This is a genomic window from Flavobacterium sufflavum (genome assembly GCF_004016525.1).
Classification (GTDB): domain Bacteria; phylum Bacteroidota; class Bacteroidia; order Flavobacteriales; family Flavobacteriaceae; genus Flavobacterium; species Flavobacterium sufflavum.
Map to the genome: position 1 here is coordinate 545781 of NZ_SACJ01000002.1, position 13323 is coordinate 559103.

14 protein-coding genes and 1 tRNA gene are annotated in these 13323 nt (G+C 32.7%); 11 read left to right on the forward strand and 4 right to left on the reverse strand.

All coding sequences use genetic code 11. The features are described 5' to 3' along the window. Positions 1-52: 52 nt before the first annotated feature. Positions 53-2374, reverse strand: coding sequence for a DUF5916 domain-containing protein (locus tag EOD40_RS05385; protein WP_317127908.1), 2322 nt, complete (start codon positions 2372-2374; stop codon positions 53-55). A gap of 265 nt (positions 2375-2639) precedes the next feature. On the opposite strand from EOD40_RS05385, the gene EOD40_RS05390 reads away from it, so the two are divergent. Then, positions 2640-3362 carry a murein L,D-transpeptidase catalytic domain family protein gene (locus EOD40_RS05390; protein ID WP_128193868.1) on the forward strand — a complete coding sequence of 241 codons (723 nt, stop codon included), beginning with the start codon at positions 2640-2642 and terminating at the stop codon, positions 3360-3362. 179 nt (positions 3363-3541) lie between these two features. Then, a tRNA-Gly gene (locus EOD40_RS05395) sits at positions 3542-3614 on the forward strand. Between the two features lie 188 nt (positions 3615-3802). Here the strand turns inward: EOD40_RS05395 and pepE are convergent. Further along, positions 3803-4510 carry a dipeptidase PepE gene (gene pepE, locus EOD40_RS05400; protein WP_128193869.1) on the reverse strand — a complete coding sequence of 236 codons (708 nt, stop codon included), beginning with the start codon at positions 4508-4510 and terminating at the stop codon, positions 3803-3805. Positions 4511-4641: 131 nt separating this feature from the next. Here pepE and EOD40_RS05405 point away from each other — a divergent pair, with 131 nt between their 5' ends. From EOD40_RS05405 to EOD40_RS05425, 5 genes are all read left to right on the forward strand, one after another. Then, a complete protein-coding gene (locus EOD40_RS05405; protein WP_128193870.1) occupies positions 4642-5406 on the forward strand; it encodes a hypothetical protein in 765 nt (254 codons plus the stop codon). Continuing rightward, positions 5393-6118, forward strand: a complete 726-nt coding sequence (locus EOD40_RS05410) for a carboxypeptidase-like regulatory domain-containing protein (protein ID WP_128193871.1) — start codon at positions 5393-5395, stop codon at positions 6116-6118. Before EOD40_RS05405 ends, EOD40_RS05410 begins: the two co-directional genes overlap by 14 nt. After that, on the forward strand, positions 6108-6857 hold the full coding sequence (locus tag EOD40_RS05415; RefSeq protein ID WP_128193872.1) for a hypothetical protein: 750 nt from the start codon (positions 6108-6110) through the stop codon (positions 6855-6857). The genes EOD40_RS05410 and EOD40_RS05415 overlap by 11 nt, the downstream gene beginning before the upstream one ends. 73 nt (positions 6858-6930) lie before the next feature. Continuing rightward, positions 6931-7257: a Sec-independent protein translocase subunit TatA/TatB gene (locus EOD40_RS05420; protein WP_128193873.1), complete on the forward strand. Its 327-nt coding sequence runs from the start codon at positions 6931-6933 to the stop codon at positions 7255-7257. Continuing rightward, positions 7257-7820, forward strand: coding sequence for a phosphatase PAP2 family protein (locus tag EOD40_RS05425; protein ID WP_128193874.1), 564 nt, complete (start codon positions 7257-7259; stop codon positions 7818-7820). Before EOD40_RS05420 ends, EOD40_RS05425 begins: the two co-directional genes overlap by 1 nt. Positions 7821-7907: 87 nt before the next feature. Here the strand turns inward: EOD40_RS05425 and EOD40_RS05430 are convergent, their stop codons facing one another. Further along, the gene (locus EOD40_RS05430; RefSeq protein ID WP_128193875.1) at positions 7908-8549 is read right to left on the reverse strand and encodes an O-methyltransferase; all 642 of its coding nucleotides are present in this window, start codon (positions 8547-8549) and stop codon (positions 7908-7910) included. A gap of 80 nt (positions 8550-8629) precedes the next feature. Here EOD40_RS05430 and rlmN point away from each other — a divergent pair, with 80 nt between their 5' ends. Next, entirely contained in the window at positions 8630-9673 is a 1044-nt protein-coding gene (gene rlmN / locus EOD40_RS05435; RefSeq protein WP_128193876.1) for a 23S rRNA (adenine(2503)-C(2))-methyltransferase RlmN, read from the forward strand. Between the two features lie 53 nt (positions 9674-9726). On the opposite strand, the gene EOD40_RS05440 is transcribed toward rlmN, so the two are convergent. Continuing rightward, the gene (locus EOD40_RS05440; RefSeq protein WP_128193877.1) at positions 9727-10608 is read right to left on the reverse strand and encodes a hypothetical protein; all 882 of its coding nucleotides are present in this window, start codon (positions 10606-10608) and stop codon (positions 9727-9729) included. A 245-nt stretch (positions 10609-10853) separates the two neighbouring features. Between EOD40_RS05440 and EOD40_RS05445 the strand changes: the two genes are divergently transcribed. The 3 genes from EOD40_RS05445 to EOD40_RS05455 all read left to right on the forward strand — a co-directional run bounded on the left by EOD40_RS05445 (position 10854) and on the right by EOD40_RS05455 (position 13295). After that, positions 10854-11831 (forward strand): polyprenyl synthetase family protein, encoded by a 978-nt coding sequence (locus tag EOD40_RS05445; RefSeq protein ID WP_128193878.1) that lies wholly within the window; start codon positions 10854-10856, stop codon positions 11829-11831. 197 nt (positions 11832-12028) lie between these two features. After that, positions 12029-12598, forward strand: coding sequence for an RNA polymerase sigma factor (locus EOD40_RS05450; protein WP_128193879.1), 570 nt, complete (start codon positions 12029-12031; stop codon positions 12596-12598). Then, positions 12585-13295, forward strand: coding sequence for a hypothetical protein (locus EOD40_RS05455; RefSeq protein ID WP_128193880.1), 711 nt, complete (start codon positions 12585-12587; stop codon positions 13293-13295). The genes EOD40_RS05450 and EOD40_RS05455 overlap by 14 nt, the downstream gene beginning before the upstream one ends. Positions 13296-13323: the final 28 nt, after the last annotated feature.

Below are 13323 nucleotides of genomic sequence, written 5' to 3' on the forward strand. Positions count from 1 at the left end.
TAAAAATGACAATTTTGTTGTGGAAGTGCTGTTTTATTAAAATAAATGCAGTTTAGAATTTGTTTTTTACAACATTATAATCAATGAAGTAACGCAGGCTAATAGAAAAAATATTAGTCATATTAGCGTTAAAAATTGTATTAAGATTACGATTTAGATTTCGTTCTACCATATTTGTTTCTTCTTGAGCATAGTTTCTGTATAAAACTGACAATTGACTTCCTGGAGCAAACCACCAGGAATAGGATAGATCTAGATTCCAGGAATTAAAATTTCTGTTTTTATTGTTATCATAAAGATCATTATGGGTTAGGTAACCGTCATCTTGAAGAGTATAATAATGATGGTTGTCAGAGTATGACCAGTAATAACGTGCTTTTAAGTTAATAGTCATTTTATTATTGATAGCATATTTTCCCGTTAATTCGGTTTGTAATATTTCTCTATCCCTTCTTGCGAAAACAATTTCAGAATCAGTGGTTTCTGTCCATCCTATATTGTTTGCTTCTTTTGTGTAATCAGTATAAAAAGCCAGGGAGAATTTGTCGTTAAATCGGTATTTTGGTCCAGCATATATTCTATAAGAAAATCGATTGGCTTCGTCGTATTTAACAAAAGAAGGAGTGATGTCAAATGTTAAATTCTTGTTCCTGTTAGATTCTATTTCCAGATATCCCGAAAATTTACTTGGCATATAAAGATATCTGCCTTTTTCACGAGGTTCGTAAAAGTCGAATGTTTTAAAAGGGTTTAATGTGAGACCTAATTGGAAATAAAAAAAATTTAATGTTGTTGCTGTTGCGACTGTTTGAATCCAACTAGTGTTTTGAAGTTTATTAGTAGTGTTGTCTATGTCTAAATTTACTTCTTGTTCTATAAGGAAAGTGTTGAAAATTTTATTAGGGTTCAAGATCCTGTAACTTCCATTGACATAACCACTGTAGTAATTGTTGTAGTATAAGATGCCAAGGTCATTAGTGTCAAAATCTTTTGAGGTATATTTTCCGGTAAATAAGTATCGGTATTTTCCGCTTGTTTTGGCAAAATTTAGAAAGGTTTTGAATCCCTTAGAATCATTGATGTCGTTTATAGAGCTGTATTTGAAGTCGCCAGAAAGATTATAGGTATTTGCTTTTGTGTTTAGATCGAATACTAAACCTGTAACGTTAGCATCTTTAAAACTACCATTACGAGTTGTATTAGTATTGATAAATGATATAGATGAATTTTGTCTAAAGCGTTGGTCAAATACTAGTATGTTATAATTGGTTAAGGGATTTATTATTTCTTTTCGGGTATTATTAGTGTCTGTGTTTTTTATGGTTGCATAAGTTTTTTCGGTAATGGCATTAAGAAAACCAATGCCCAATCCCTTTTTTGTTCTTCCGGATATTTTTACAGCATTTATTAAATCGACATTACTGGGATAATTGGTGATTTCTTCATTACTGGCAGTTGAAGGAGTAGTAGTTGGGTTTCCACCAATTCTTCGGGAATAGAATAGCCCACCAATATTGAATAGATTAGTTCCTTCTGTAAAAAAAGGTCTGTTTTCGTTTAGTTTTTGTTCAAAAGGTGCCAGGTTAAGGATGGCATTGTCAAATTTAGTTTGCCCAAAATCAGGAACTAAAATAGCATCCAGAGTGAATGCATCATTTATTCCGTATTTAATGTCCAATCCGGCTTTTAATGTTTTGTCAGATGTAAAATCATCTTTTTGATAATAAGCTGAAGTATAAGGGATAAAGAAAAGACGAGTGGACGGACTTATGTTTTCAATGCCTTCCAGTTGCCCAGTTTGAGTTACAACTGCGCCTATTTTAGTGTCTATTCGGTTCCAAGTGTATTTTTGAGTTGTTCTTTTGATTTCACGTAAGAAATTAATGCCCCAGATTTGTTTTTTGTTTTTTGGAAAACGGATAGCGGCATAGGGAATCTTCATTTCTACTGTCCAGCCAGAATTAGTTATTTTAACACTGCTTTGCCAAATAGCATCCCAGGTAAAATCTTCATTGTCTTCGGTGGCTAAACAGTCCATTTGTACACCCGAAGCACTGACATAAAAGCGATAGTCTTGTTGTCCATCATTAAAGCCGTTAATGTAAACAGCAAAATGATCGGCTACGCCAAAGACATCTCTTTCTGTTAATTCGCGTTGGATTTTTTCAGGTTCGTTGTCGTTTAAGATAGCTGAAATGTAGATGGCATCATTGTCGTAAAGAACCTTTACTTCTGTTTTTTGATCTTTGTTAATTGGTTTTCCGTTGTCTGGAGTAAACATGATGAAATCAGTGGCAATTTCGGTATTGTTTTGCCATTCTTCTTCGTCAATTTTTCCGTCAATAGCGATGTTTCCACCTTTTATTTTTGCCAAAACGATTTTTTTTTGAGCAAAAACACTTAGGTTCAATAGGGCGAATAAGTAATAAATTGATAAACGGAATGACGCCATGCAAAAGATAATATTCAAGCAAAAATAAGAAAATCGACGACATTAACAACTTTTTAACAGATATATCTGTAGTAAAAGAATTACTAATAAGTTAAAAGCATCATATAAGTGTTATTTTGAGTTTTGTTTAGCGGTTTTTTTTTATATTTTTGGCAACAATAGTTTTGTTGTAATTAAATAATAGTCAATGGTTTATAATGGTTTAAGGGTCTTTTTAGTGCTAGTTGCTTTGTTTGTTTCCACGAATGTGTTTTTTTCTAAAGAAAAAGCAAATGCAACAGTTTTAAAAAGTAATGTGGAAAGAGTGAATGTAGAGCCAGATATTGAAGAGGTTTATAATAAATTACATTCGGCAAATTATGATTTGCCTAAGTTAGAAAGTTTTAAAGAAGCCTTAGAAGGTTTTTACAAATTGAAAAATCAAGGTCTTGTAAGTAAAAATATAATTACGCTTATCGATTTTAGTTTGTCGGCAAATACTAAAAGACTTTGGGTAATTGATTTGGATACTAATAGCATTTTATTGCACTCTCTTGTGGCTCATGGAAGAAATACAGGAGATGAATATGCTAATAGTTTTTCAAATGCGCCAGAGTCTTACAAAAGTAGTTTGGGGTTTTATGTTACCGGCGAAGTGTACAATGGCAAGCATGGTAAGTCATTAAAACTAGACGGTTTAGAAAAAGGAATTAATGATAATGCCCGAGATAGGGCTGTTGTGGTTCATGGGGCCGATTATGTTTCGAATTCTTTTATTCAAAATAATAAGAGATTAGGAAGAAGTCTTGGTTGTCCTGCTATTCCATTAGAAATTACAGATGAATTAATTAGTACCATAAAAGACAAATCCTGCCTGTTTATTTATTATCCTTCGGAGTCTTATAAACGTTCATCAAAGTTAATTTCTTAGTTAAGATTAGAAAAAGAAAGAAGGATATATCGTTTAGATGGGGATTGAATGAAAAAAAATCAAGAGGTAACAATTTAGTTTTAAAAAAGTTATAGTTTAATTCGGGTTTTTAGATAAAAAATCTACTCTAAAAATTTGTTTTAAACTTAACTTATTCTTTATATTTGCACCACGCTAATGCGGAAGTAGCTCAGTTGGTAGAGCTCCAGCCTTCCAAGCTGGTTGTCGCGAGTTCGAGCCTCGTCTTCCGCTCTGTTAAACCCAAACGAAAGTTTGGGTTTTTTTGTTTTTAGACTGGTTGTTGTCTCGTTGCTTGTAATGAGAAGCCTTAGTTTTTTAAAATCCGGAATTGTGAAGTTTTTTTTCTTTTTAAGCTGGATGTGGAAAATTTTTAGCAATCTGGATAATTGGAATTTTAAAAGCGGGGGTTTAATGAACTTTTATTTTATAAAACTCAATTCTGAGCCAGGTGCTACTCCAATTGGAATACGGTTTTGTCGAAATAATTTAGCTGATAAGTTTCCTTTTAAAATTATTTTCCCTTCTTTTATTTCAAGCCAACTTCCTTCTTTTAGTCCTAAAACGGGAAAATTGTTAAATTGATGGAATTCATTTATTCTGGTTTCCCGGGATTCTCCCATATGTGTCGATTGAGGATCGGTATCCAGAAAGTGTACATTTAAATTAAAAGGAATTAATCCTAAAGTTTGAAAACTTGGAGGATAAACAATAGGCATGTCGTTTGTGGTTTGCATTGTCAATCCAGCAATGTTGCTTCCTGCGCTGGTGCCCAGATAGGGAGTTCCTTTTTCAAGAGTCTCTTTTAAGGTAGTCATGATTTTGTCATGATACAATTGCTTTACCAGTAAAAAAGTGTTGCCCCCTCCTGTAAATATCCCTTCTGCATTTTGAATAGCTAATGCAGGGTTTTTGTATTCGTGAATTCCTTTTACGGCAATGTTTATTTTGGCGAAAGCCAAGGCGACTTTTTTTGTGTATTCTTCATGTGAAATTCCGCTAGGTCTGGCATAAGGAATAAATAATATTGTTTTGCAGTTCTTGAAATGCAATTTTAATTCTGGCAGAAGGTATTCCAGATAATCGGTTCCGTAAAGGCTAGAGGTGCTGGCTAGTAATAGGTTTTTCATTGTGATTTCTTTGGATTTAAAGGTATAAAATCAGAACTAGTTGGCTTTGATTTATTAACAAATTTTTATCAGCTTCTTAGTATCAAATTGGGATGGGCTTGGTTTATTTTTACTCTTTGGTATTGTGTAAGATGAATAGATTTCTGGCTACTTTTTTTATTTTGTTTACTACTGTTGTTTTGGGTCAGTTAAAAAAATCGACTGAGATAAAAGGACAGCTAAATGCTTATGGATCTAATTTAGAGGGGGTTTTTGTTATTAATTTAAAATCAGAGCAAACCGTTTTTACTAACGAGACCGGATATTTTGTAATTAAAGCCAGTGTTGGAGATACTTTGGTGTTTTCGGGATTGCAATTTAAACGCAAGGAAGTGGTATTGTGTGCTGAAGATTTTCAGAAAATCATTTTGGATGTGCATTTAGTAACAATGGTTCATCAATTGGATGAGGTAGTGGTTCGGAATTATAATTCGATTAATGCTGCTTCGCTTGGAATTATTCCTTCAAATCAAAGGAAATATACGCAAGCTGAAAGAAAGTTAAAAACAGCTACCGATTTGAATCCTTCTGCTAGCTTAAGTGGAATGGCTGGTGGCTCTATTTCGGCTGATCCGCTTATTAATTTGCTTTCAGGAAGGACAGCTATGCTTAAAAAAGAATTAGAAGTTGAGAAAAAAGAATCCTATATAGCGATGCTGGAAAAAATGTTTGAGAAAGAACATTTTATTAATAGATTGCAATTACCTTTGGATTACGTGAAAGGTTTTAAGTATTATGTGATGGATAATCAAAAATTCACAAAAGTGTTAGAAATGAATAATAAGACTACAATTGAGTTTTTACTTGGAGAATTGGCTGAAAAATACAAAGCGATAATAGCCTGTGAAAACGAATAATACTATTTTTTTATTACTGCTTTTATTGTGTCAAATTGTTTTTGGTCAAGATCACGATAGAAAAGAAATTCATGGCATTATTCGTGTCGATTCTACTTTGGTGGAAGGAGTGAATATTGTAAATGAAACTACCCAAAAAGCAACTTCGAGTGATAAAAATGGGAATTTTTCTCTTTTTTTAAAAGAAGGTGATCTTCTGGTGTTTTCTGCAGTAAATCTCGTAACTTTACGTAAAAAGATAGTGCGTGCTGATTTGGAAAAATCAAATTTAGTAGTACAATTACATGTTGAAAGCATACCGCTTAAAGAAGTTATTGTAAAAGAGGAATCTCGAATTAATGCTGAAAGTTTAGGGATTGTTTCCTCTGGACAAAAAAAATATACAGTTGCCGAGAGGAGATTGTATACCGCCAGATCGGGTTTGTTAGATAGACCTTTAAATTGGATGTCCGGCAGAACTGCCATGTTGAAAAAAGAATTAGTTGTTTCTGAAAAAGAACAATTAATGGCTAAATTGGAATATCTTTTTGAAGAGAAATATTATGTGGAAAAGTTGAAAATCCCCAAAGAGTATATTAAGGATTTTCAATTGTATTGCATTGAAAATAAAGATTTTGTTTCTTCTGTAAAAGCAAAAAACAAAACGCTATCAATGTTTTTAATTATTTCGTTGGCAAGTGATTATAATAAAATTGTAGTATATGAAAACTAAAGTAACAATTTTGTTTTTTCTTCTTTTGGGGCAATTATCATTTTGTCAAATTGGGGAAAGAAAAAAATTAGAAGGACAGGTTAGAAACGATTTGGTTCCTGTTGAAAACGTTATTGTTTTTAACGTTAATTCAAGTTTAGGAACGGTAGTCAGTCAATATGGCTCATTTGCAATTATGGCAAAAGTCAATGATACCTTGGTTTTTTCTAGTTTGGCATTTAAATCTAAAAAAATTGTTCTTAGTGAAAAAGATTTTATCGCTTCAAAATTGATTGTGAAATTAGATGTTTTCACTAATGAATTAGCCGAAGTTTTAATTAGAGCCAAGAAAGAATTAAGTCCTATTGAAGGAAATACGCAAAAATATGTTGATTTAAAATTCTTTGATGACGAAAAATCATCACCTAAAAACAGGACTATGCCGCCTGATGGAACGATAGAAAACGGAATGGATTTTGTACGAATTTACAAAGATGTTTTAGGTGTTTTAAGAAAGAAGAATCCTCAAAAAACCGATTTTTATAAGGAAACCAGTTTTTCTGAATTTGCTTTGAACAAAGTGAATTATTCTTTCTTTTCTAATACTTTGCAGTTAAAAGACGATCAGATTAAGTTGTTTTTGATTTATTGTGAAAATGATTCAAAATCCAGGGATTTAATGCAGCCGAGTGAGGAATTTAAGTTGATGGACTTTTTTATAACTAAAAATAATGAGTTTAAGAAGATTACTCAATATTAATAGGCTTTTTTATGAAAAAATTAAAAGTGAACTTTTTTAATTTTGGTATATTTGCCCTTTAAAAATATAGTATATGTTTGGTATAGGTGGAGGAGAATTAGTCTTTATAATGTTTGTAGTATTGCTGTTGTTTGGTTCTGATAAAATACCGGAAATAGCTCGTACTATGGGAAAAGCTATGGCACAATTAAAAAATGCCACAAACGATATAAAACATGAAATTCAAAAAGGTGCCGAGGAAAATGGTTTAGATACAAAATCATTGTCGGAAATGACAGGTGGTATCAACTCGCAAATCAATAAAGTCAAAGAAGATCTTTTAGGAGATAGCGTTGTTCAGGCAACTAAAATCAAGGAAGATATCGAAGATATTGCAGGGCCAGTAAAACGTAGTCGATAATGCTGGATAAACTAGTTTCTTTAGATGTTCAATTATTTGTTTATTTAAACGGTCTAGGTTCAGAATCGTATGATGGATTATGGCTTTTTATAACCAAACAAATCAACTGGATACCGTTGTTTTTGTTTTTACTTTATGTTATTTTTAAAAAAATAGGAGCTAAGCAAACCTTGTATGTTCTTTTGTCTATAGCGATACTTATTTTAATTACAGACCAGTTTACCAACTTGGTTAAATATAGTGTTCATAGGTTGCGTCCTTGCAATAATCCGGATATTCATTCAATAATGAGGATTGTAAAGAGCTCAAATTCATTTAGTTTTTTCTCAGGACATGCGGCTAATAGTATGGCTGCAGCTACGTTTATTTATCATCTTATTAAGCCATATTTTAAATATACTTTTTTATTGTTTCTGTGGCCGTTAATTTTTGCCTACAGTCGTATTTATTTAGGCTTGCATTATCCATTAGATATATTGAGTGGTTATTTATTTGGAATATTGACAGGAACATTTGTTTTTAGAGTATACCAATTTACACAAATAAAATATTTCCCACTTTAAATTTTAAAGTGTTCCAAAAATAAAAACCGCATATTCACAGCCTTTATGTAAAATGTGAATATGCGGTTTTTTTATAAATGAGTTTTTTTAAAGTACTCTGCTTACGGTTAGTCCATCCCGGATAGGCAGTAAGACCGTTTCTACTCTTGGGTCTTCTTTTAATAATTTGTTGTAATCAAGTAATATTTTTGTGCTTTTGTCTTTCGGATTTAATGGTTCTAAAACTTTACCGCTCCAAAGCACATTATCTGATAAAATAATGCCTCCTTTGTTCATTCTAGGAACAATCAATTCAAAATAATTCAAGTAATTTTCTTTGTCAGCATCGATAAAGATCAAATCAAATTTGATGTCAAGCGTAGGGATTATATCAACGGCTTCGCCTAAATGTTGAACAATTTGACTTCCCCAAGGTGATTTGTCAAAATGTTTTCTCTGAAAATCGACTAATTCTTCTTTGATATCTATAGTGTGAAGCTGTCCGTTTTCCTGCATTCCTTCACACAGACATAAGGCTGAATAACCAGTGTAGGTTCCAATTTCAAGAATATTTACAGGTCGGATTAATTTGGATAACATACTCAAAATACGTCCTTGAAAATGTCCACTTAACATTCGGGGTAATAAAATTTTTTGGTAGGTTTCTTTGTTTAAAGCCGCCAATAATTCGGGTTCTTTTTCAGAATGTAGTTCGATGTAGTCTTCTAATTCTTGGGAAATGAAATGCATTTTTAAATTTTTTTCAATTTCGGACAAAGTTATCAAATTATCAAAACAACAAATCAACAAATAGTCATTAAATTTGCAGCATGCAAATGGAGAAAAAAGACATAAGAGCCTTATCTAAAGAAGAATTACGCAATTTTTTTGTTGCCAATAAGGATAAAGCATTTCGTGGAAATCAGGTTTACGAATGGTTGTGGAGCAAAGGAGCGCATAGTTTTGAAGATATGACTAATATCTCTAAAGGAACGCGCGGAATGCTGGAAGCTAATTTTGTTATCAATCACATCAAGGTGGATACGATGCAACGCAGTGAAGACGGAACGGTAAAAAATGCCGTTCGTTTACACGATGGATTGGTGGTGGAGTCGGTATTGATTCCTACTGAAACCAGGACTACTGCTTGTGTTTCCAGTCAGGTGGGTTGTAGCTTGGATTGTAATTTTTGTGCTACTGCACGATTAAAAAGAATGCGTAATCTTGAACCTGCCGAAATTTACGATCAGGTTTTAGCCATTGATCGCGAAAGTCGTTTGTATTACAATCATCCGTTGTCGAATATTGTTTTTATGGGAATGGGTGAACCGCTTATGAATTATAACAATGTTATTAAGGCGATTAACATGATTACTTCGGAAGAAGGATTGGGGATGTCTCCAAAGCGAATTATGGTTTCTACTTCGGGTATTCCTAAAATAATAAAGAAAATGGCTGATGATGAGGTTAAATTCAAATTGGCAGTTTCCTTACATTCGGCAATTGATGAAATCAGATCCAGAATTATGCCTTTTAGTAAAAATTTTCCATTGACTGATTTGCGTGAAGCCTTGGAATATTGGTATCGAAAAACTAAAAGTAAGGTGTCATACGAATATGTGGTTTGGAAAGGAATCAATGATAACAAAGCTTCGGTTGATGCATTGGTTAAATTTTGTAAATATGTGCCTTGTAAAGTAAATTTGATTGAATACAACCCAATTGATGATGGCGAATTTCAACAAGCATCTGAAGAATCAATAAGCGCCTATATAAAAGCATTGGAGGCTATTGGCATAGTAGTAAAAGTAAGAAGAAGTCGAGGGAAAGACATAGATGCGGCCTGTGGGCAGCTAGCGAATAAAGAAGCATAAAAAAAGGAGTTCAATTTGAACTCCTTTTTTTTAGTTTTAAGATTGTATTTTAATTATTTCCCCAGTGTGATTTGAGTAGCTGTGCCACCATCAATAGATAGCATGGCTAAATTATCACAAGTACCTTCACCATAATTAATCGTTGCATAGTGTGTGTTTTTTGAAAGTTTTAAGATTCCCGAAACAGGGAATGGCATCGGATTTTGTAATAAACCACAAGCGGTTTTATGTACCAATGGAGTGCTTGATTCAATTAAAGAGGTATAAACATTTCCATTAGGGTATGTCGTTGTGAATGTTCCATAAGTAGAAAATATATCATCTGTTGGGCTTGTTCTTGTTGAGAATCCTGCAGTCATTTCTCTTACTCTGTTTCCGTTGCGGGTATAAGTTCCTTTAGAAGTTGTCAGCTTCATATTGTTCATAGTAAATGTAGTTTTTGGGTGTAAATCTACATTTAGGGTTCCAATCATTTCTCTTGTCCAGGTTGAAGTTCCTTCTATTTTATTGTCATTAATATAAAAGTCAGAATAAGTAATGGTCATTGTTTTTGGAAATGTAGTTCCTCTGGTACGGGTTAAAATAATTTTCCCTTTTAAATTATGACCTCTAAATTTACAGGCAGTAGTTTCGGTTCCAAAAGTAATTGTCAAGACCCTAACTAAGTCAGTAGATCCTAAATCACTGATATGGACACAATCCGGTAATATGGAAGTGTAAATAGCAATGTTTTCCTTTCCGGTTGTAGAGCCTTCTGTTGCTTCGTATTGGTCATCAGCAATCACCGAAATATCATCAAAGGAATCGTCGACTTGTTGGTTTTCAGCGACATCATTAGCAGATACATTAGATGTATCCTGTTCAGAATCTTTAGTACAGCCGGTGTAGGTTAGGCAACTCAATACCATACTTAAAAATAAAATTTTTGTTTTCATAGCTAATAGGGTTTAGGTTTTCTTTTTTGATAAAAGAATTGGTTAAAGGTTTAATTATGGGGTAATTATCGAATAAAAATAATCAAATATTTCTAATGTTGTATATAATATCGTTGAACGACATGATTGGATTTATAGTTGCAATTATTTAATTCATAGTCTAAATTTACTATGGTTTATTTAAATAAGATACTTCTTGAGAAAGAGGTGGTTTTTTTATTAAAAATAGTATATTTGAAATCTGAATGAATATTACTTCTCAAATAAAACAGCCCATTTTTAATGAAATGGAACTTTTTGAAAAAAAGTTCCACGAATCGATGTCCTCTAAAGTGGCGTTGTTAAACCGAATTACCTATTATATTGTAAACCGCAAGGGAAAACAAATGCGTCCGATGTTTGTTTTTTTGACGGCAAAAATGGTTTCGGGTGGGGTTGTTAACGAAAGAACCTATCGTGGTGCCTCGGTGATCGAGTTGATTCATACCGCAACTTTAGTGCATGATGATGTGGTGGATGACAGTAACCGTCGTCGTGGATTTTTTTCTATTAATGCTCTGTGGAAAAATAAAATTGCAGTTTTAGTAGGTGATTATCTTCTTTCAAAAGGATTGTTGCTTTCTATAGACAATGGCGATTTTGATTTACTGCGTATTATTTCGGTAGCGGTTCGCGAAATGAGCGAAGGTGAATTACTCCAGATTGAAAAAGCCCGAAGACTTGATATTACCGAAGCAGTGTATTATGAAATAATCCGTCAAAAAACGGCCACTCTTATCGCTGCCTGTTGCGCTCTTGGTGCAAAATCGGTTATTGAAGATGAAATTCAGGTCGAGAATATGCGCAAGTTTGGTGAATTAATTGGAATGGCTTTCCAGATAAAAGACGATTTATTCGATTATACCGATGAAGCCATTGGAAAACCTACAGGAATTGATATCAAAGAGCAAAAAATGACCTTGCCTTTAATTCATGTCTTGAATAATTGTACTTCAAAAGAAAAAAGCTGGCTTATCAATTCGATAAAGAATCACAATAAAGACAAAAAACGCGTTAAAGAAGTGATTGCTTTTGTGAAAAACAATAACGGATTGGCGTATGCCGAACAAAAAATGGTCGAATTCCAACAAGAAGCACTTCGTCTTCTAGATCATTATCCTAATTCAGAATTCAAAGAAGCCTTGATTTTGATGGTGAATTATGTTATCGAAAGGAAAAAATAATCAATAAAATCAATAACAATTTCAATGACAAAAATCAATGGCAATATCAAATTTTTAAATTGATATTGGGAATTGTCATTGCTTTGTGATTACCATTGCTATTGAAAATTGTAATTGATTTTTGAAATTTTTTCTTCCCCATGCAACCTTTTTGCATTGTCAATCGTCTATGCTAATAGAAACACTTTATAAAAATTTTGAAAGTAATCAACTTACATCAGCAGGAAAACGAACTAATCCGGTTAGCGGTCGAAAACAATCGACAAGCTCAACAAAAGATTTATAGCCAGTTTTCACCCAAGATGCTAAGTGTTTGCCGACAATATATAAAAGACATTCATCAGGCCGAAGATATCATGATAACTGCTTTTATGAAAGTGTTTACCAATTTGAAGAATTTTCAATTCAAAGGAAGTTTTGAAGGTTGGATAAGACAAATCATGGTAAACGAATGTATTTCATTTATCAGGGTTCACAAAAAATTGAAGTATATCGAAGATGATTTCGTCATTGGACGCGATGAGGAAAGTTTTGATTCTATTGAAAGTCAATTTTCGGTAGCTGATATTCAGTTTTTGATAGACAGTTTGCCAGATGGTTATAAAGTCGTTTTCAATTTGTATGCTATTGAAGGATATAAACATCAGGAAATTGCCAGTATGTTAGGAATTAGCGAAGGGACGTCTAAATCGCAGTTATCGCATGCCAGAAAAGTATTGAAAGGACAAATTAATAAGTTGAAAAAGTATAGCAATGGAACCGAATAAATTAGAAAAACAATTTAGGGAACAATTGAATTCTCGTGAAATCAAACCCTCTGAAATGGCTTGGACAAAACTCGATACCATGCTTTCGGCAGCAGAAAAACCAAAAGCTAAATTTCCTTGGTTATATGTAGCTGCAAGTTTAGCAGGTTTGCTATTGATTGGAACAGCTTATTTTGCTTTTCAAGAAAAGACAATTAAAACCCAGAAAAATGAAGTGGTAATTCAAAAAACAGTTGCTCCTAAAACTAAAGCAATAACGTCAGATTCTGTTAATTTAAAAATGGAGAAAAAAGAATCTATAGTTCAAATAATTCAAAAATCGACTTCAAAAAGTAATCAACCTTCTGAGTTAAAACAAGAATCAGTAGCTGTTAGAAATGAGGTTTCAGTTATTAATCAAAATAAAGATTATGATTCTGTTGCTGTTTCTTTTGAAAAGAAAAATTTTCAATCAATGACCAAAAATAAATACGTTTCAGCAGAAAAATTATTGGCAGAAATCAGTAATACTAAATTTGAATCTGCTAATGAGACAATGGGAAGTACAACTAAAACTATTTCTGTAAATCCACAGATTTTATTATCAAATGCTGAAAATGAATTGAATCAGTCTTTTAAAGAATCTGCATTAGACAGATTTAATAAAAAAATTAAGACTATAAAAACAGTTTTGGCTAATAGAAATTACGAAGATTAAGAATCAATCAAAAAATCAAAAAAGTAAA

Coding starts and splice junctions, on each gene's coding strand:
- EOD40_RS05390 (WP_128193868.1), top strand. CDS start 2,640: ATGGTTTATAATGGTTTAAGGGTCTTTTTAGTGCTAGTTGCTTTGTTT.
- pepE (WP_128193869.1), bottom strand. CDS start 4,510: ATGAAAAACCTATTACTAGCCAGCACCTCTAGCCTTTACGGAACCGAT.
- EOD40_RS05405 (WP_128193870.1), top strand. CDS start 4,642: ATGAATAGATTTCTGGCTACTTTTTTTATTTTGTTTACTACTGTTGTT.
- EOD40_RS05415 (WP_128193872.1), top strand. CDS start 6,108: ATGAAAACTAAAGTAACAATTTTGTTTTTTCTTCTTTTGGGGCAATTA.
- EOD40_RS05420 (WP_128193873.1), top strand. CDS start 6,931: ATGTTTGGTATAGGTGGAGGAGAATTAGTCTTTATAATGTTTGTAGTA.
- EOD40_RS05425 (WP_128193874.1), top strand. CDS start 7,257: ATGCTGGATAAACTAGTTTCTTTAGATGTTCAATTATTTGTTTATTTA.
- EOD40_RS05430 (WP_128193875.1), bottom strand. CDS start 8,549: ATGCATTTCATTTCCCAAGAATTAGAAGACTACATCGAACTACATTCT.
- rlmN (WP_128193876.1), top strand. CDS start 8,630: ATGCAAATGGAGAAAAAAGACATAAGAGCCTTATCTAAAGAAGAATTA.
- EOD40_RS05440 (WP_128193877.1), bottom strand. CDS start 10,608: ATGAAAACAAAAATTTTATTTTTAAGTATGGTATTGAGTTGCCTAACC.
- EOD40_RS05445 (WP_128193878.1), top strand. CDS start 10,854: ATGAATATTACTTCTCAAATAAAACAGCCCATTTTTAATGAAATGGAA.
- EOD40_RS05455 (WP_128193880.1), top strand. CDS start 12,585: ATGGAACCGAATAAATTAGAAAAACAATTTAGGGAACAATTGAATTCT.